Consider the following 16,762-nt stretch of genomic DNA (forward strand, 5'->3'; position numbering starts at 1 on the left):
TTTCTTGTTCATCTTAGCTCACCATATTACATTAACTATACTAACCTTTATTTATTTTTCCCTTTTTGGCCTTTAATTGATCAATGGGAAATTAACAATCCAAATTAAGGTTTTAACATGTTTAAATTTTTCAACATCTAGGTGAGAGAAATGGTTGAAGAAAAAATCAAAGAAGCAATAAAAAACAGGGATTGTGAAACAATACTTGAGTTGCTGGACGAGTATTTAGAGCAGATAGAGGATGAGGAAAAGCTTAGAGAGGCTTTAAAGGAGATTGGAGAAGCGGCAGTTGAGTGTGAAGACTTCGACATTATTCACGAAATTTCTCACTTATACGAGCATTTAGGAGAGCCTGAAAAAGGAATTGAGCTCTATAAGAAAATTGTTGAGAGAAGGAAAGGAGATAAGGAAAAATATGCTGAAGCTCTATACTATTTAGCTGAAGAGTATGAGCACATGGGAATGCCTGAAGAGGCTTTGAAAATTTATCAGGAGCTCTTAGAAATTGAAAAAGAGTTGGGAAATGAGAGGGAGATAGCTTTAACTTTGGCTAACATAGCTGTCGTTAAAGATGAGCTTGGAGAGGCAGATGAGGCAATAAAATTAATGAGTGAGGCAAAAGATATTTTTGAGAAAATTAATGACACTAAGAATTACCACATAGCCCTAATAGACTTGGCCCACTTCTATTACGAGCTTGGGGAATATGAAAAGGCCATGCAGATAATAGAAGAAGTTCTTAGAAATCCCCTTGATGATGAAATAGAGGTTCACGGGAGACTTGTAGAGAGTGAAATTCACTCTGCATTGGAAAATTACAAAAAGGCAGCTCTCTCCCTTAGAAATGCCCTCTTAAGATCTGGAGATGATGAATATCTCTTTGAAACGGCATTTGAGGCAGTTCTAGAATTCATTGAAGAGCTGTACAATGAAGAGAAGTATGCGGAGTTAAAAGAGGTAGCTTCGCTCTTTGCAGAGCTGTTCGAAGATGATACAAAATTCTTCTTCCAGGCGATAGAGAAGCTTGCAGAATGGAAGCTTGGAAAAGAGGAAGCTAAAAAGGAATTTGAAGAGCTTTACAATAAAATTGAAAATGAAGAAATGAAGGAATTTTTAGATGAACTAAAGAAGCCAAAGGTCAATTTGTCACTTTAAATTCTTGAGACAGTTTCAACTTCTGCACTTTCTACCTCTTCTACTTCTTGGAACTTTTCTGCTATTTCGTCGAAGGAGTACCCTTCCTCGTCCCTTCCAAGAACGTAGAACTTCAGTGCTACTAGTCCAAAGGCTATGGGTTCTCTTTCAACCTTTGCAAGTCCATACTTCTCTGGAATTAGTGCCTTCAACTTTTCCTCAAGCTCATCCAAGTTCACTTCGGGATCTGTTGGCATCACTCTAATTACACCAACCAAATTAAAGTCGCCCATTCAGGGTCCCTCCCATCCGCAATTGGGGCACTTATAGGGCTTTGCTAAAACCCTACAGCTTTCACATCTCCATATTACTGCCTCACCGCAGTTTGGACAGATAAAGTGAGTAGCGTGCTCCCTGGGTGTTATCTCCCTTCCACATGAGGTACATACTGGTATCTCAAACTTCATCTCAACCATTCCCTACACCTCCAGAAGTAGAGGTTTTTTCTCTAACTGCTAATCGGGTTAGGGATGTTATTTATAAAACTTTTCCTATATTTAGATGGGCGAGCAAGAGATGGAAGTCAAGGGATTCATAGAGATAATGAGACCTCATAATTGTATCCTTGCCGGAATAGTTGGAATTTTGGGAGCATTGGTGGCCTATGAAGGAATTCCAGACATTAAAACCCTCACATTAATTTTTTGGGTGGTTTACTTTGGATGTTCTGGAGGGAACACCGCCAATGATTACTTTGATTATGAAATTGACAAAATAAACAGGCCGAACAGGCCTCTTCCCAGGGGTGCCATGTCCAGGAGAGCAGCTCTGTACTATGCCCTTCTTCAATATGCTATTGGAAGTATACTCGCTTATTTCCTAAATATAAGGGCTTTTGTCTTTGCCACAATTGCGTACTTCCTGACGTTCTTATATGGATGGAAGCTCAAACCTCTCCCCCTCGTTGGGAACATAACAGTAGCAGCCTTAACGGCGGCAACTCCAATATATGGGGCAATTGGAGTGGGTAGAATAGGATTAGCTGGGTATTTGGCAATTTGTGCGTTCCTAGTTAACGTTTCAAGGGAAATAATGAAGGATATTGAAGATATTGAGGGAGACAAAGCTTTAGGAGCGAGAACCCTTCCCATAATAATAGGAGAGAAGAAAGCTGCAATAATAGCAGCGATTTTTGGATTTCTTACAGTAATAGCTTCTTTCCTTCCAGTAAAGGTAGGAATAGGTCTTGGGTATGCTCCCATAATAATTGTGGACATTATTATTATAAAAGCAAGCATTGATGTTCTTAGAGATCCAAAAGCGGCCAGCAAAGGTCAAAAATTATTGAAAATTGCAACTTTCGTAGCAGTTATAAGTTTCTTAGCGGGAGCTCTTACTAAGGGGGTGTGAGTTGTGAAAATAAATGACATCATTAGAGAAAACATTGAGAAGGATGGGCTTTGGCTTGTGATAACTTTTAAGACTCCTTATGGGCCAAGAGATACTTTGGAAATATTAGAGAGAGCTATTAGGGAGAGCGGATGGGATGTAACCTTTAGTGCAAACTGGTGGACTGCAGATATTCCCTACGGGCTTGCGAGAGTGGATGCTAAGAAAAATGGAAAGGAAAAAATAGTGTTGGGGAAGTGGGTGTTGGGAAAGAGTTGCAAAATAATTAAGGTGGAAAATTTAGACTTGGAAAAAGGAAAAGAAGAGTTCTTCAGGATGGTGGATAGCATAGCGTCAACTTTAATCCACGACCCTGTTATAAGGACTATGAGAGAGCAGTATTGAGCATTCTCCTCTTAACTACTTCCAATGCTCTCTTTGCATCTTCCTTGAACTCTGGGTATCCAAGTTTCTCCATTGTTTCTGGTAGTGGAACGCCCAACTCTTCATCCCATCCCCTTAGCCTGTAGAACTCTCTCCTTGCCTCCAAGAAGTCGTTGTAATCAATGAATGCTGCGTTTCCCTTTGCTGGACCATCTTTTTCTGGCTCCCACCAGCGTGGTGGTATTGTATCATCTAATGGTGGTGTAATCCACTCGAGTGCATTGTAAATTCTTGCCATGCTCTCTACAGCCTGCGCAACTCTCCTTAGCTTCTCCACTGACCATTCTTCTCCAGTAGCTAGGGAATATAGCTTAGCCAAATCGTCAAGCGTGTACGGGACGAACTTGCACACACCTAGCATGTTTATAATGTACATGTAGTCTCTGTCCTCAATGAGCGATGGGACTAACTCCTTCGCTGGTCCATCGTTTGGCAATTGGTGAGGGCTTGGCCATCCCCTCAAGTGGGAAGCACCAATGTCAGCTGTAGCATAGCTTAACGCGTAGGTTCTCCTTCCCCTGGGATCCCAGGCAGGGGATTCCAATCCTTTAACATGAACAGCGAATTCGCATCCTCTTCCTAATCTTTCGCAGGCTCTCTTAACACCGTCAGCTAAAACTGCGCCTATTCCCTTTCTCTCCGCTATTAGGTGAATTAGCCTTTCCACTGCCTCTGCATCTCCAAATCCCTTTACTGGAAATCCAATTTCTTCCTCTGTAATGAGTCCTCTCTCAACCAGTTCTAAGAACCATGCAATGGTATTTCCAGTAGCTATGCTGTCGAGTCCATAGTTGTTAACCAGCCAAATGAAGTAAGAAACTGCTGGCAAGTCAAATACTCCCGTGGCAGCTCCGAGCATTCCCAAACTTTCATATTCGGGCTTAACTCTTATCTTCTTCCCTTTGTACTCAATTTCCATATACATGCTGCACTTTATGGGACAGCTCTTTCCGTGGATATACCATTCAGGCTCTATCTCATATCTCTCGATTTCGAGGCCCGAAAGCTTCTTAGCCAGCTCTTCAGGAATGTGCGGTTTGGAGAAATTATAAGCTGAACCCATTCCAACTTCAGCTGCCCACAGGAGAGCAGTTGTAGTTCCGTATTTTCTAGTGTCAGCGTACTTTGGATCAGTAGAGAACTTTTTGTAAAACTCACTCCACAGTTGTTGGAACTCTTCAGTATGAGCGACTTTTGGTCTCTCCCCAGGCTCTACCACGATAGCTTTAACTCTCTTGCTTCCGAGCACTGCGCCGAGTCCTCCCCTTCCGCTGGCCCTCTCGGTGTCGTAAACAACATTTGCCATTCTACTCATCTTCTCTCCTGCTGGTCCTATCATTGCTATGCTAGCACTTGGATGATCTTTCCAGATTTCTTTTGCCACTTCATAAGTGCCCTTACCCCATAGGTGCTCAGCTGGGTTTATTTCAACTTTTCCGTCGTGAATGTATAGATAGACGGGCTCTTCAGATCTTCCCTCTATTATTAGGGCATCAAAATGCCCCTTGAGCTTTGGGCCAAAAGCATCTCCTCCACTGGAATCTGTGATAAGCCTAGTGGTTGGGCTCTTTGAGACTGCAATTACCTTGCTTCCCCCTGGGACTAGGCCTGTTAACCCTCCAGTTGCAAATACAAACTTATTTGCGGGGCTTAGGGGGTCTGTCCCAGGAGGAACTTCCTTGTAGATAATGTAATATCCAAGCCCTTTTCCACCTATAAACTTCCTGATTATCTCTTCTGGAAGGTCTTCATACTTAACTTTCCCAGTTGTGAGGTTAACCCTTGCAATTTTTCCCTTATACCCAAACATCACACACACCTCCTTGCCATCTCTCTATCCTCCTCTGAAAGCCTCCATCCCATAGCTCCAAAGTTTTCTTTGAGGTGTTCCTTGTTGCTTGCTTTTGGAATTGCTACAACATTTTCCTCCCAAATCAGGTAGTTTAAAGCCACTTGAGCAGCTGTTTTTCCGTATTTTTCTCCAATTTTAGCTAGACATTCATTCCTTGCAAGAGTTCCCTTTTCTAGAGGTGTGTACGCCATTAATGCTATTCCTTCACGCTTCATGTAGTCGAGAAGTCCTGTAGTTTCGGGCCAGCGGTCTTTCACTGAGTATTTAACTTGATTTGCTACAATCTCATACTTCCTCATGACCTCCTGGGAGCGCTGGAGAAGTTCCAGATTGAAGTTGCTAACTCCAATGTACCTTATCACTCCCTCATCTACGAGGTCTTCCAAAGCGTGAAGTGTCTCCTCTATCTTCTTGAAGTCATCAACGGGCCAGTGCAACAAATAAAGGTCAATATAAGTTCCTAACCTTTTAGCACTTGCTCTAGCAGCCTTCTTTGCTTCCTCATACCCAAAGTGAGTTGGCCAGACCTTGCTCACTATGAAGATGTCCTCACGTTCGAATTCTTTAATGGCCTCTCCAACTATTTCCTCAGCATGACCAGCTCCATAGAATTCCGCTGTGTCGATTAAATTCATTCCTAATTCAAGTCCATATCTTATTGCTTCTATGCTTTCCTTATCCCTAGAATAGTCTGGGGTCTCTCTCCCTCCTATTCCCCATGTTCCCATTCCAATTGCCGTTACCTTATCATCTCCTATACGCTTAAGGTCGTTGAATGCATTTACCCTTTTCATAATTTCACACCAAAATAGTTTTGATATACACCTTAATTAAGGTTTCTACCAAAACGCTAAGTTAAGAAACGAAAAGGTAATTTCAGTAGAAAGAGAAATAAGAAAGATCAGGCGCCGAACTTCTCAGTCCTATTCATTAAATCCATCATAATTGGGACTATGTCGTGCCCTCTTATCCTTCCAAGGCCTCCGCGCATTGCCTCTCTTTCGCCGAACTTCTCCGTGTAATCTGCCCTAACTCCTCCTCCAGCTATCAAAAGTGGAACTGGATCCCCACTGTGGTTCATAACTTCACATGGAGTTGAGTGGTCTCCAGTTATTGCTATGACTACATCCTCCAGATCAACGTGATCCACTATGTATTTAATCATCCTATCGGCTCTTTCTATTAGCTCTGCCTTTAGCTTTGGATTGTTGTCGTGGCCAGCTGCATCTGTTGGCTTGAAGTGTATGAAGACAAAGTCGTAATCCTTCAGCAATTCAACTGCCTTTCTAGCCTTGGCCATCTCATCGGTATTGTACTCTCCAGTAGCTCCTTTTGGAGTATAAACGTCAAATCCAATGGCCTTTGCAACTCCCTTTACCAAAGCTACTGCAACTACTGCGGCGGCCTTAACCTTCCACTGCTCCGTGAATTTCATTGGGATGTTTGGATAAGTACCCGCCCCTCTAATTAAGAGGTAATTTGCCACTGGTTTCCCTTCTTTTCTGCGCTTCTCATTTATTGGATGCTTATCAAGGACTTCATGGGCTTTTTTGACAAACTCTTCCAGGATTTCGGCAACCTTCTTGCTCGCTTCATCTTCCCAGGTGAAGGGGTGGGGTGGTTTTCCTGCCTCATGAGGATCGTTCTCTCCAACTTTGTATCCCTCTGCCATTCCTTTCAAAACCAGAACAGCTCTGTGTCCAGTTGCGCCTTTGAATATGAAGTCTACTGGAATATCTACATTCTCCTGTATTGCCTTTGCTAGTTCATGAGCCTCCTCAGTGCTAATCCTTCCGGCTCTTCTATCTGTTATCACTCCATTCTCCAAAGTTGCAAAATTTACTCTGAATGCTAGATCGTCCTCGTCTAACTCCAAACCAACACCAAGAGCCTCAAAATATCCTCTCCCCCTGTAACTCTTATAGGGATCATATCCGAAGATGCTTAGGTGGGCAGTATCACTTCCTGCTGGTTGGCCAGGTTTTATTGGATCTTGTTGCCCAAGAATCCCTATTTTGGCAAGGTAATCCATGGTGGGTGTATTTGCATACTCTAAAGGAGTTTTGCCTCCGAGCTCTTTTATGGGTCTATCTCCAAGGCCATCCAAAATAATAAGCACTCCTTTTCTCTGCTTCATTTTTAATCACCTACAGTGAGTGGAAGAAGGAAAATATAAGCTTTAAGTTCAATCTTCAACTTTCTTCTTGACAATCTCTCCAGGTCTTAAAATCGAGATCAACGCTTTGTTTTTTAACACATTGACAAAAACTATCACATCGGGGTTCTCTAAATCAACTGGGTTTTCAGTTATCTTTTTTATTATGCTTCCCAACTTTCTCTCAAGCTCCTTTTCCCCAACTTTCGCTCCCCTAACTTTAGCTCTAACTGCAAACTTCCCCCTGGGAATAGTTTTGGCAATTTCTTCGATCTTATTTTCAAGTTCCTCAAGAGGGACTACATAATCGATGGGGATAAAGCGTTGAAGGGCGAAAGTTTCAAACGTCTTTATTCTCTCTATTGCCTCCTGCTTTCCTAGCGGGGTCTCTCCTATTAAAACTCCCCCCCACCTTGTTCTTTTCACCTTGGCATTCAACGCCCACTCGAGCTCGAGCATTGCATCTCCTTCTCTCCCAGGGGGGCATGTGGCGAGGAATTTCATTTCTTAATCCCCTCGAACATTCCCAGGAGGTAGAAGAGGAGCTTTGCCCCAGTTAAGGCTGTTACATTGCCCAGCTTTTCTCCTCCAACTTCCATTATATCTATCCCAATGACTTCCCTGCTCTCTGATAACCATTCTAAAGCTTCCACAACGTCCCAGAATCTTAATCCTCCAGGCTCTGGGGTTCCAGTTTCAGGAACTAGAGATGCATCGAAGGTATCTATGTCAATTGAAAGGTATATGGGCTCTGGTAGAGTGCTAACAATATCTACAAACGCTTCAAAGCTGTAGTCTCTTGCATGAATCCACTCTATTCCGTTTTTCCGTGCAAAATCCACCTCCTCCTTAGTCCCACTCCTCACTCCAAATATTGCCACTTCTACTCTCAACTCATTTATTCTTCTAGCAACACAAGCATGGTTGAACTTTGAACCCCCGTAGCTGTCTCTTAAGTCCAAATGCGCATCAAAGACTACATAACTCTTAGGTTTGAGGACTCTTACTGGGGCTAGCGTCATAGAATGCTCTCCACCTAGGAATATTGGCAAAGCTTTGGGATTTATTTCTCTCAACTCTCTCACAGTTTCCTCAGCGACCTTTAGTGCCTCTTCTATACTCACAGGTAGTGCTACATCTCCAGCGTCAGCTATCTTAGCTTCGGCTAAATCAACGTCATAATCCAAAATGTAGCTCTCAAAATTTAGAGTAGCTTGCCTTATTAAAACTGGACCAAACCTTGCACCTGGCTTATAGCTTGTAGTCCCATCATAGGGAAGGCCCAGAATCACGTAGTCGGCATCTTTTATGTTGACTAGTGGCAGTTCCATATCAAATGATTTGTAGGTATGTAACAGCATGTCATCACCAAAAAGACGAGCTAGAGAAGAGTTTAAGAATTTTATCAAAAGAAAAGAAAAGTCAAATGAGACCTTCTGCCTTAGCAGCTTCCTCTGGATCTTCATTTCTGTGGATTACCCTAATGAGGGCCTTAATCATTGGTTCTGGGTTTTCTCTTTGGAATATATTTCTTCCAACAACTGCTCCAGCTCCTCCAGCTTCAATAACTTCCCAGACAACCTTTAGGAAGTCAACAGGATTTTCGGTCTTAGCTCCACCACTTAAAAGAACTGGAACACCAGCGGCAGCTTCTACGACTTTTGCAAACGTCTCCTTTGATCCTGTCCAATAGGTCTTTATCATATCTGCTCCACTTTCTGCAGCAGCTCTTGCTCCATACATAACTACCCTGTAGTCTTCCTTCTTTCCGTACTTTTCGTCAATGTAGGGCCCTCTTGGGTATGCAAATTGGACTACTGGGTAACCAAGGTCGTGAGCATAGCTCACTATTTCTGCAAACTGTCTCATCATGACATCTTCTTGAGGAGAACCCCAGTAGACTGTTGCGGCGATTGCATCTGCACCAAGCTTTATTGCGTCATCAACAAAACCTAATTGACTCTGCAATAGTTGTTCTGGCTTGGGCCTCAGGTTTGTTTTGCTTGTGAGCTTTATCATTAATCCAACTTCTGGCTTAACCTCGTCACCAGCTATTCTCGCAAGTCCTGGGAGCATCATGACTCCATCGATTCCAGCTCTTACTACTTTCCTGATTATAACCCTTGGATTTACATGCTCCCAAACTGGCTCAAAGTCCGTAGGGCCGTGCTCAAAGCCGTGGTCCATGGCGAAGATTAAAGCTCTTCCATCTCTCCTAAAGAATCTTTTTAGCCTCCTCTTAATTCCAACATTTTGAGGGGCCTCCATACGTATCACCTACCGTGATTGAGCTCTATAACTTAAAAGCTTTTTCAAACTTTAAGGAGAATAGCTTATAACTTATTATCCCAGGGAAAGGTGGAGGGATGGGTATGGAAAGCCTACTTGAAAAAGTTCTCAAGGAATGGAAAGGGCATAAAGTAGCAGTTTCCGTTGGAGGGGATCACTCGTTTACTGGAACGTTAGAGGATTTTGATGAGGAGGTAATCCTTCTCAAGGATGTGGTTGATGTAATAGGAAATAGAGGAAAGCAGATGCTTATAGGGTTGGAGGATATAAACTGGATAATGCTACTAGAGTAGGGTGAGAAAATGAAGGCTATGGAGTTTGTTGGATACAAGAAGAGCGGGAAGACGACATGTGTGGAAAACGTTGCCAAAGTATTAAAAAAGGAAAAAGGGTACAGAGTTGCAATAGCCAAAAGCATGCACTCAAACTTTGACAAAGAGGAAACTGACACGTGGAAGTTCTCTAGAATAGCTGATTATGTGATAGTTCATGCCCAGGACATAGACGGTTTACTGTTCAAAGCTAAAGATGTAAATGCATTGTTTTCAATGGTTTCGGCGGACATTTTGCTCATAGAAGGATTCAAAAGTATAACACATGTTCCAAAAGTTATCTGCGCGAAAAGTGAAGAGGAAGTAAGGGAGTTAAATAATGGCCTTGCAATTGCAGTAAGTGGGGTAATTGCAAATAAAGGAATAAAGGAAATAGATGGGCTTCCAGTAATAAATGCAACAAAGGAACCAGAAAAATTGGCGGAACTAGTGGAGAAGAAGGGTTTCATGCTTCCAAATATAGATTGTGGACTGTGTGGATACAACTGTGCGGAAATGGCGAAGCTAATTGTCAAGGGAGAGAAGACAGTTAAGGATTGTGTCGTTTTGAGCTCAACTCCAAAAGTTACGATAAAAATTGATGGACAGGTTTTACCCCTAAAAGATTGGGTTCAAGAGCTTGTAGAGAAGACAATCAAGGGAATGCTTTCTGCCATGAAAGGTTACAGAGAGGGAAGAAAGATAGAAATTGTAATTAAAGAGTGAAGACTCAGTCCGTGGGCGTTTCTTCATCTATCCGTGGAGGTGCTTTCTCTTCATCGTCCCTCAATTAAGTCTTTACATGTCTCGCAAACCCATAGTTCTCTTCCTTCGTGATAAACCTTGTATAGTGCTCCATATTGACCGCAAACTTCACATATTCCATAAACTTCAGATTCCTCCTCCCTCTCTTCCTCTTCTTCCTCATGATTATGAGATGCTAGTGCAGCAAGAATATCAGCTGCAGTTACAAATCCAATAGGTTTTCCGAACTTGGTTACAAGGACTCTTCTCACCCCTTTCTCCGTCATTAATTCAATGACATCCTCGATATCGTAATCATACTCGATTTTTACTGGATTCTTTGTCATAATTTCTTCAACTTTGACTTCCTTGGGATTCTTTCCTTTGGCAACGACTTTGTCGAGAATATCTCTCTCAGTAACAACTCCAAGAATTTCATCTCCTTCCATCACAACAGCACTTCCGGCCTTGTTCCTAGAGAGAATTTTTGCAACCCTATCAACTGTATCCTTGGGTTGTACAACAATGGCTTTTCTTTTGACAACTTGTTCCACTAGTATCTTCTGAGCCATGATGATCCCTCCTATTCACTTAGTGATAGGTAAAGAAATTTAAAAAGATTATGTGAAGGGAGAGTGTGGTGAGAGGGTGAGGAAAAAAGGTCCTGTTATACTTGGAAGATTTTGGATTCATTGGTGCGAGAAGTGTAACGTTCCTCTAATTTCAGATAAATGTGACATTCATGGAAAGAAAGGTGTGTTCAAGATAACTCTAACCCCTCCAGGGGACGTTAGATTTGCATTTAAACGGGACATCGAGCTAATAGTGGAAGTTTTTAAGAAGCATTATGGGGTAGACATTTCGAAAATTTTGGAGGGAAAAGTTGTCCTTCTAAACAAGATACCAAGTGAAGATGATGCTTATGAAATTATCTTTGATGGGTTTATTTTTGGGAATATCATATTTGATCCAATAAAGCTGGAATGGAGGCCTAGCTTAAAGATTGAAGGTGCAAAACTTCTCTGGGAAAAGTTTGGAAAAAAGCTGAAAAAGTGGGTTATCATAGATAAGGGTGCTGTTGAACCTGTCAAAAAGGGAGCTAATGTTCTTCCAGTTGGGATATTGGAAGCTGAAGAGAGCATCAAGAGAAATGAGGAAGTAATAGTTGTCAGCGAAGATGGGGAAGTTGTGGGGGTAGGAATAGCAAAGAAGGATTACGCGGGATTAGTTTCGAAAGAGAGAGGAACTGGCATAAAAATGAAAAGAAAGGCCTGGGGAAGTGGAAAGAGAGTAAAGGATAGAAAGGCAAGCATTGAAGATGTTATACGCGCAAACAGGACGGCATTGGAAGAAAAAGTAGAAGAGGCTAAAGAGTTTATGAGGAAAACTCAAGAAAAATACAACTTGCCTATTGCCGTTGCATATTCTGGTGGAAAGGATAGCTTAGCTGTTCTAGGACTTGCATTGGAGACTTTTGAAAGGTTCACTGTCTTTTTCAACAATACAGGAATTGAGTTTCCTGAAACATTAGAGAATGTGGAGGAAATTAGAAGAGAGTTGGAGCCTAAGGGAATAAATTTTGTAATTGCAGATGCAAAAGATGCTTTTTGGAGGGCAATAAACGTATTTTCTCCCCCTGGGATGGATTATAGGTGGTGCTGTAAAGTTACTAAGCTTGGCCCAATAACTTTGGCTATAGATAAGCACTTTCCCCAGGGAGTTCTTATGTTTGTGGGTCAGAGAAAGTTTGAAAGCTTTAAGAGATACAAGCAGGGAAGGGTGTGGAGAAATATATGGGTGCCGAACGAAATTGGTGCAGCCCCAATTTTCCATTGGACTGCACTTGAGGTTTGGCTTTACATATTTTCCAGAAAATTAAAGTATAATAAGCTGTACGAGAGGGGGATTGATAGAATAGGATGCTTCCTTTGTCCAAGTCAATCTTTGGCTGAAATAGAGAGATTAAAGAAAGAAAAACCAGAGTTATGGGAAAAATGGTATACGGAGTTGGAAAAGTGGAGAAAGAGACTCAATCTTCCTGAAGAGTGGATTAAATATGGATTCTGGAGATGGAGAAGAATTGGGAAGAGGGAGAAAGTGATAGCAAGAGAATTGGGGATTTACATTCCAGAAGAAAGAGGATGGAATGCCATTAAGTACACAATAGAGGAGAAAAATGGAGAATTCAAAGTTAAGATATCCACTAAAGTAAATTTAAAGAGGATTAAGGAGGTTGCTCCTATACTTGGCCCAGTAGAAGAAGAAAAAAGCGTCCTTAGAGCTGGGGATGTTATCTTCGATGCTGATCGGAACTTAATTCTCGCCCCTACTCTGGATGAGGCATACCTTTCCTATTTTCTCATAAGGAGAGCTTATGAATGTGTTGGATGTGGAGTTTGTGTAACAAAATGTCCCAAAAGGGCAATAGAGATAGATGAGAAGAGGAAGAAGATAATCGTTAATCCTGAAAAGTGCATTCACTGTAGAGAGTGCATGGAGGTCTGTCCTCTTGTAGTTATTAAGGGAATTGAGGAGGGTAGTCAGCTTTAGATGACTGTCAACATTGTTTTTAAGTAAATTAGCATTTTGATTATTTTCTTCGTTTTTAATTATCTTTTTTGCATAATTTTCAAAAATTCATGCATAAATGACATAAAGGATTTTTGAGAGATGACAAAACGGTGAAAAACATGAATGCTGTTGAGATAATATCCAGAGAAATATCTCCAACATTAGACATTCAGACAAAAATCCTTGAATATATGACGGATTTCTTCGTTAAAGAAGGCTTTAAGTGGCTCCTCCCAGTTATCATTAGTCCAATAACAGATCCTTTATGGCCAGATCCAGCAGGAGAAGGCATGGAGCCCGCGGAAGTGGAAATTTATGGTGTAAAGATGAGACTAACCCATAGCATGATCCTTCATAAACAGCTGGCAATAGCAATGGGGTTGAAAAAGATATTTGTCCTATCACCAAACATAAGATTGGAAAGCAGGCAAAAAGATGATGGAAGGCATGCCTATGAGTTTACTCAATTGGACTTTGAAGTAGAAAGGGCAAAGATGGAAGATATTATGAGGTTAATTGAAAGACTCGTCTATGGCCTCTTTAGAAAAGCTGAAGAGTGGACAGGAAGAGAATTTCCCAAAACGAAGCGCTTTGAGGTCTTTGAGTATAGTGAAGTTCTAGAGGAATTTGGGAGCGATGAAAAGGCTAGTCAAGAAATGGAAGAGCCCTTCTGGATAATTAACATTCCTAGAGAGTTCTATGATAGAGAGGTGGATGGCTTCTGGAGAAATTATGATTTGATACTTCCTTATGGTTATGGAGAAGTGGCAAGCGGTGGAGAGAGGGAATGGGAGTACGAAAAAATAGTAGCAAAGATAAGGAAGGCCGGTCTAAATGAGGATTCCTTTAGACCCTATTTGGAGATTGCAAAGGCTGGAAAGCTGAAACCAAGTGCAGGAGCAGGAATTGGAGTTGAAAGACTTGTTAGATTTATAGTAGGGGCAAAGCACATAGCTGAAGTGCAACCTTTCCCAAGGATTCCGGGAATACCTGCGGTCATATAAAGCAAAAATCTTAAATTCTCAATTCCATCTTTTGAGAGGGACACCATGAAGAAGTTTCCCGCGTACCTTGCATCCTGGGAAGACATAGAGAACTGGGCTAAGGCAGGAGCTTGGAAGGTTCTTGAGAGCGGTTGGATGCCCGATGTAATAGTAGGACTTGCAAGGGGAGGATGGATAGCAGCAAGGCTTTATTGTGACTACTTGGGAGTTAAAGACCTTGTAAGTATTAAGGTTGAGCATTGGGGAGTAACTGCAACGCCCGATGGAAGAGCTAGGTTAAAATATGGGGCTCAATATGACTTTGAGGGCAAGAAGGTTCTAATTGTTGACGACATAACTGATACGGGAGAGAGCATGAGCTTAGCGTATGAGTACATGAAGTCTAGGAATCCTGCCGAGATTAGAACTGCGACCCTTCTCAATATAAAGGGCTCAAAATTCGTTCCGGATTACTACGCCAAGGACATAGATTGGGTCTGGGTTGTGTTTCCGTGGAACTTCGTTGAGGACATGATAAACTTAACTAACAATCTCTTTGAGGAGAAGGACAAGCTAACAACAGACGAGATAATTTCTCTGTTCAAGGAGCTACACGGCATTGAAGTTCCCAGGGAGAAACTAGAAGAAGCCTTAAGAATGGCAGAAAAGCGGAAGATTTTTAAGTTTGAGAACGGCTTCTGGACGAAGGTGTGAGTAGTGGATAAGGAAAAAGCGATAAAAGACATCAGAGAGAAGAGCAACTATTCGAGAGAAATATATGAGATGAACAAAGAGGAAATCGGAAAAGTTCTGGATAGCTATGAAGATCTAAAAGAAAACTACTTAGAGAACCATCCGAGAGCGAGAATAATAAGAATAGTTGTGAAGGAGGAAAATGATCTACCATTAGCAATTGAGTTCCATAGAAAAGATGATTCATTCAAAGACTTCACAATAGCTATAGGAAAGCCATATATAAAAAGAGAGGAGAAGTAATCATTCCTTCCTTTCGCATAACTCAAGAAGAACTCCCGTTACGCTCTTTGGATGAATGAAGGCTATCTTAGCTCCTCCTGCTCCTATTCTTGGTTTTTCATCTATTAACCTGTACCCCTTCTCTTTGAGCTCCTCGAGCTTCTTCTCAATTCCTTCAACCCCAAGAGCTATGTGGTGTATTCCCTCTCCTCTCTTCTCAATAAACTTTGCAATAGGAGAATCTTCGCTGGTTGCCTCTAAAAGCTCAATTCTGCTCTCTCCAATCTTTATAACGGCGACTCTAACTTTCTGGTCAGGAACTTCTTCTATTTCCTCAACTTTTAGTCCTAGCCCTTCCCAAATCTTAATGGCTTCTTCTAAATTCTTCACAGCTATTCCAACGTGGTCAATTTTCTTAAACACTCTTCCCACCTCCAATTATTTTTTCCATGATAAGGGAAGCGGCAGAGTAAGGATCTAGTTCCTTTTTCATAACCTTCTCTAAAATATCTTCAAGATTTCCAGCCTTAATTGAAACCTCAACCTTTTTCGCTATCATATCGGACACAATGGTCTTTATCTCCTCTTCTACTCTTAGTCTTTTCTTTTCCTCTAATTTTCCGGATTTTTCTAGGAACTCTCTATGCCTCTTTATCTGCTCCCAAAGTTCTTTGATACCTTTTCCAAGAGTTGCAACTGTTTCAACTATAGGTGGCCTCCAGCCGAGCTTTTCCCATTTTTCGCTCTCTAAGTCTAAGGTAAGGGAGAGTTCAAAGTAAGTTGCGTCTGCTCCTTCCCTGTCAGCCTTGTTTAAAACGAATATATCAGCTATTTCCATAAGACCAGCTTTTATAGCTTGAATATCATCCCCTAACCCAGGAACTGTAACTAAAACAACAGTATCAGCGGTCTTCACGATATCAACTTCTACTTGACCAACGCCAACAGTTTCAACAAAAATTATATCACAACCATATGCATCTAGAATCTTTATTGCATCGTTAGTAGCCTTCGCTAATCCTCCTAGGCTCCCTCTAGTAGCCATGCTTCTAATGAAAACCCCTGGGTCAGTTGCGTGATCTTGCATCCTAATTCTATCACCTAACAATGCTCCACCTGTAAAGGGAGATGTTGGATCTACGGCAATTACACCTACTATTAGTCCTTCTTTTCTTGCTTCTTTCACCAATTTATCTACCAGAGTAGACTTTCCTGAGCCAGGAGGACCAGTTATTCCAACTATATAGGCATTTCCAGTTAGAGGGTATATCCTTTTTATAATTTCTCTTGCCTTCTTTTCATCATTCTCTACTAGGGTTATTAGCCTAGCAACGGCTCTTCTGTCCCCTTTTCTCATTCTCTCTACAAGGTCGTCTATCATACATCATCACTGGAGAAATTATCCAAGAACAATATAAAAGGATTAAGTAGAGGATCTGAACTTCTTGAGCTTTTCAACGTTTTTGTCGATGAACTCAATTATGGTTTTTAGAGGAGTTCCGGGGCCAAAAACTTCTGCAACTCCCATCTTCTTTAGTTCTTCGGCGTCATCTGGTGGAATTATTCCCCCAGCAACAACTAGAATATCTTCTCCAGGCTTTATTCCTTTCTCCTCCAACAGTTTTAGTATCTTAGGTATTAGAACCATATGAGCTCCTGACAAAATGCTTATCCCAAGAACGTCAACATCTTCTTCAATGACAGCCTCAACTATCTGTTCTGGAGTCTGTCTAATTCCCGTATATATAACTTCATAACCAGCATCTCTAAGGGCTCTTGCCACAACTTTTGCTCCTCTGTCATGTCCATCAAGCCCGGGCTTGGCGATTAGGACTCTAACTTTAGATCTCTCTACCATTATCTTCCCCCAAGTTTTACTAACGTGAAATAATATTTAAAGGTTGCTAAATGTAAA

At 41.6% G+C, this 16,762-nt stretch carries 21 protein-coding genes; 9 read left to right on the forward strand and 12 right to left on the reverse strand.

Going from position 1 to position 16,762, the window contains the following annotated elements:
- Positions 1 to 150: 150 nt before the first annotated feature.
- Positions 151 to 1,155, forward strand: coding sequence for a tetratricopeptide repeat protein (locus tag PWP39_RS03095; protein ID WP_011013108.1), 1,005 nt, complete (start codon positions 151 to 153; stop codon positions 1,153 to 1,155).
- Here the strand turns inward: PWP39_RS03095 and PWP39_RS03100 are convergent.
- Positions 1,152 to 1,427 (reverse strand): elongation factor 1-beta, encoded by a 276-nt coding sequence (locus PWP39_RS03100; RefSeq protein ID WP_011013107.1) that lies wholly within the window; start codon positions 1,425 to 1,427, stop codon positions 1,152 to 1,154. The two genes, PWP39_RS03095 and PWP39_RS03100, sit on opposite strands and share 4 nt — an antisense overlap.
- Complete coding sequence (locus PWP39_RS03105) at positions 1,428 to 1,610, reverse strand: zinc finger domain-containing protein (protein WP_011013106.1); 183 nt, start codon at positions 1,608 to 1,610, stop codon at positions 1,428 to 1,430.
- Between the two features lie 100 nt (positions 1,611 to 1,710).
- Between PWP39_RS03105 and PWP39_RS03110 the strand changes: the two genes are divergently transcribed.
- Together PWP39_RS03110 and PWP39_RS03115 are read left to right on the forward strand one after the other, a co-directional pair.
- Positions 1,711 to 2,544 carry a geranylgeranylglycerol-phosphate geranylgeranyltransferase gene (locus PWP39_RS03110; protein ID WP_011013105.1) on the forward strand — a complete coding sequence of 278 codons (834 nt, stop codon included), beginning with the start codon at positions 1,711 to 1,713 and terminating at the stop codon, positions 2,542 to 2,544.
- 3 nt (positions 2,545 to 2,547) lie between these two features.
- Entirely contained in the window at positions 2,548 to 2,928 is a 381-nt protein-coding gene (locus PWP39_RS03115; protein WP_011013104.1) for a hypothetical protein, read from the forward strand.
- On the opposite strand, the gene PWP39_RS03120 is transcribed toward PWP39_RS03115, so the two are convergent.
- The 6 genes from PWP39_RS03120 to fba all read right to left on the reverse strand — a co-directional run bounded on the left by PWP39_RS03120 (position 2,909) and on the right by fba (position 9,242).
- The gene (locus PWP39_RS03120; RefSeq protein ID WP_011013103.1) at positions 2,909 to 4,777 is read right to left on the reverse strand and encodes an aldehyde ferredoxin oxidoreductase family protein; all 1,869 of its coding nucleotides are present in this window, start codon (positions 4,775 to 4,777) and stop codon (positions 2,909 to 2,911) included. The genes PWP39_RS03115 and PWP39_RS03120 overlap by 20 nt on opposite strands.
- A complete protein-coding gene (locus PWP39_RS03125) occupies positions 4,777 to 5,613 on the reverse strand; it encodes an aldo/keto reductase (RefSeq protein WP_011013102.1) in 837 nt (278 codons plus the stop codon). The genes PWP39_RS03120 and PWP39_RS03125 overlap by 1 nt, the downstream gene beginning before the upstream one ends.
- A gap of 107 nt (positions 5,614 to 5,720) precedes the next feature.
- Entirely contained in the window at positions 5,721 to 6,956 is a 1,236-nt protein-coding gene (locus PWP39_RS03130) for a 2,3-bisphosphoglycerate-independent phosphoglycerate mutase (RefSeq protein WP_011013101.1), read from the reverse strand.
- A gap of 48 nt (positions 6,957 to 7,004) precedes the next feature.
- Positions 7,005 to 7,478: a THUMP domain-containing protein gene (locus PWP39_RS03135; protein WP_011013100.1), complete on the reverse strand. Its 474-nt coding sequence runs from the start codon at positions 7,476 to 7,478 to the stop codon at positions 7,005 to 7,007.
- Entirely contained in the window at positions 7,475 to 8,335 is an 861-nt protein-coding gene (gene speB / locus PWP39_RS03140; RefSeq protein ID WP_014835524.1) for an agmatinase, read from the reverse strand. Before speB ends, PWP39_RS03135 begins: the two co-directional genes overlap by 4 nt.
- A gap of 61 nt (positions 8,336 to 8,396) precedes the next feature.
- Entirely contained in the window at positions 8,397 to 9,242 is an 846-nt protein-coding gene (fba, locus tag PWP39_RS03145; RefSeq protein ID WP_011013098.1) for a class I fructose-bisphosphate aldolase, read from the reverse strand.
- Positions 9,243 to 9,346: 104 nt separating this feature from the next.
- Between fba and PWP39_RS03150 the strand changes: the two genes are divergently transcribed.
- Complete coding sequence (locus PWP39_RS03150; RefSeq protein ID WP_014835525.1) at positions 9,347 to 9,556, forward strand: LSm family protein; 210 nt, start codon at positions 9,347 to 9,349, stop codon at positions 9,554 to 9,556.
- A gap of 9 nt (positions 9,557 to 9,565) precedes the next feature.
- Positions 9,566 to 10,300 carry a molybdopterin-guanine dinucleotide biosynthesis protein MobB gene (locus PWP39_RS03155; RefSeq protein WP_011013096.1) on the forward strand — a complete coding sequence of 245 codons (735 nt, stop codon included), beginning with the start codon at positions 9,566 to 9,568 and terminating at the stop codon, positions 10,298 to 10,300.
- 50 nt (positions 10,301 to 10,350) lie between these two features.
- Here PWP39_RS03155 and PWP39_RS03160 read toward each other — a convergent pair whose 3' ends face one another.
- A complete protein-coding gene (locus PWP39_RS03160) occupies positions 10,351 to 10,890 on the reverse strand; it encodes a CBS domain-containing protein (protein ID WP_011013095.1) in 540 nt (179 codons plus the stop codon).
- Positions 10,891 to 10,966: 76 nt separating this feature from the next.
- Between PWP39_RS03160 and PWP39_RS03165 the strand changes: the two genes are divergently transcribed.
- The 4 genes from PWP39_RS03165 to PWP39_RS03180 all read left to right on the forward strand — a co-directional run bounded on the left by PWP39_RS03165 (position 10,967) and on the right by PWP39_RS03180 (position 14,868).
- Positions 10,967 to 12,868, forward strand: a complete 1,902-nt coding sequence (locus PWP39_RS03165) for a phosphoadenosine phosphosulfate reductase domain-containing protein (protein WP_014835526.1) — start codon at positions 10,967 to 10,969, stop codon at positions 12,866 to 12,868.
- Between the two features lie 140 nt (positions 12,869 to 13,008).
- Entirely contained in the window at positions 13,009 to 13,893 is an 885-nt protein-coding gene (locus PWP39_RS03170) for an asparagine synthetase A (protein WP_011013093.1), read from the forward strand.
- Positions 13,894 to 13,938: 45 nt separating this feature from the next.
- Positions 13,939 to 14,586 (forward strand): phosphoribosyltransferase, encoded by a 648-nt coding sequence (locus PWP39_RS03175; RefSeq protein WP_011013092.1) that lies wholly within the window; start codon positions 13,939 to 13,941, stop codon positions 14,584 to 14,586.
- 3 nt (positions 14,587 to 14,589) lie between these two features.
- A complete protein-coding gene (locus PWP39_RS03180; protein WP_014835527.1) occupies positions 14,590 to 14,868 on the forward strand; it encodes a hypothetical protein in 279 nt (92 codons plus the stop codon).
- Here PWP39_RS03180 and mce read toward each other — a convergent pair whose 3' ends face one another.
- From mce to PWP39_RS03195, 3 genes are read right to left on the reverse strand one after another with little or no spacing between them, the layout of a single operon-like run.
- Entirely contained in the window at positions 14,869 to 15,270 is a 402-nt protein-coding gene (gene mce, locus PWP39_RS03185) for a methylmalonyl-CoA epimerase (protein ID WP_011013090.1), read from the reverse strand.
- Entirely contained in the window at positions 15,263 to 16,228 is a 966-nt protein-coding gene (gene meaB / locus PWP39_RS03190) for a methylmalonyl Co-A mutase-associated GTPase MeaB (protein ID WP_011013089.1), read from the reverse strand. Before meaB ends, mce begins: the two co-directional genes overlap by 8 nt.
- A 42-nt stretch (positions 16,229 to 16,270) precedes the next feature.
- Positions 16,271 to 16,705, reverse strand: coding sequence for a cobalamin B12-binding domain-containing protein (locus PWP39_RS03195; RefSeq protein WP_011013088.1), 435 nt, complete (start codon positions 16,703 to 16,705; stop codon positions 16,271 to 16,273).
- Between the last annotated feature and the right edge of the window lie 57 nt (positions 16,706 to 16,762).

Origin of the sequence: Pyrococcus sp. (assembly GCF_030153625.1) — an archaeon.
Taxonomy (GTDB): domain Archaea; phylum Methanobacteriota_B; class Thermococci; order Thermococcales; family Thermococcaceae; genus Pyrococcus; species Pyrococcus furiosus.

Coding starts and splice junctions, on each gene's coding strand:
- PWP39_RS03160 (WP_011013095.1), bottom strand. CDS start 10,890: ATGGCTCAGAAGATACTAGTGGAACAAGTTGTCAAAAGAAAAGCCATT.
- PWP39_RS03125 (WP_011013102.1), bottom strand. CDS start 5,613: ATGAAAAGGGTAAATGCATTCAACGACCTTAAGCGTATAGGAGATGAT.
- PWP39_RS03175 (WP_011013092.1), top strand. CDS start 13,939: ATGAAGAAGTTTCCCGCGTACCTTGCATCCTGGGAAGACATAGAGAAC.
- PWP39_RS03170 (WP_011013093.1), top strand. CDS start 13,009: ATGAATGCTGTTGAGATAATATCCAGAGAAATATCTCCAACATTAGAC.
- PWP39_RS03110 (WP_011013105.1), top strand. CDS start 1,711: ATGGAAGTCAAGGGATTCATAGAGATAATGAGACCTCATAATTGTATC.
- fba (WP_011013098.1), bottom strand. CDS start 9,242: ATGGAGGCCCCTCAAAATGTTGGAATTAAGAGGAGGCTAAAAAGATTC.
- PWP39_RS03130 (WP_011013101.1), bottom strand. CDS start 6,956: ATGAAGCAGAGAAAAGGAGTGCTTATTATTTTGGATGGCCTTGGAGAT.
- PWP39_RS03100 (WP_011013107.1), bottom strand. CDS start 1,427: ATGGGCGACTTTAATTTGGTTGGTGTAATTAGAGTGATGCCAACAGAT.
- PWP39_RS03150 (WP_014835525.1), top strand. CDS start 9,347: ATGGAAAGCCTACTTGAAAAAGTTCTCAAGGAATGGAAAGGGCATAAA.
- PWP39_RS03195 (WP_011013088.1), bottom strand. CDS start 16,705: ATGGTAGAGAGATCTAAAGTTAGAGTCCTAATCGCCAAGCCCGGGCTT.
- PWP39_RS03120 (WP_011013103.1), bottom strand. CDS start 4,777: ATGTTTGGGTATAAGGGAAAAATTGCAAGGGTTAACCTCACAACTGGG.
- PWP39_RS03135 (WP_011013100.1), bottom strand. CDS start 7,478: ATGAAATTCCTCGCCACATGCCCCCCTGGGAGAGAAGGAGATGCAATG.
- PWP39_RS03155 (WP_011013096.1), top strand. CDS start 9,566: ATGAAGGCTATGGAGTTTGTTGGATACAAGAAGAGCGGGAAGACGACA.
- speB (WP_014835524.1), bottom strand. CDS start 8,335: ATGCTGTTACATACCTACAAATCATTTGATATGGAACTGCCACTAGTC.
- PWP39_RS03105 (WP_011013106.1), bottom strand. CDS start 1,610: ATGGTTGAGATGAAGTTTGAGATACCAGTATGTACCTCATGTGGAAGG.
- meaB (WP_011013089.1), bottom strand. CDS start 16,228: ATGATAGACGACCTTGTAGAGAGAATGAGAAAAGGGGACAGAAGAGCC.
- PWP39_RS03095 (WP_011013108.1), top strand. CDS start 151: ATGGTTGAAGAAAAAATCAAAGAAGCAATAAAAAACAGGGATTGTGAA.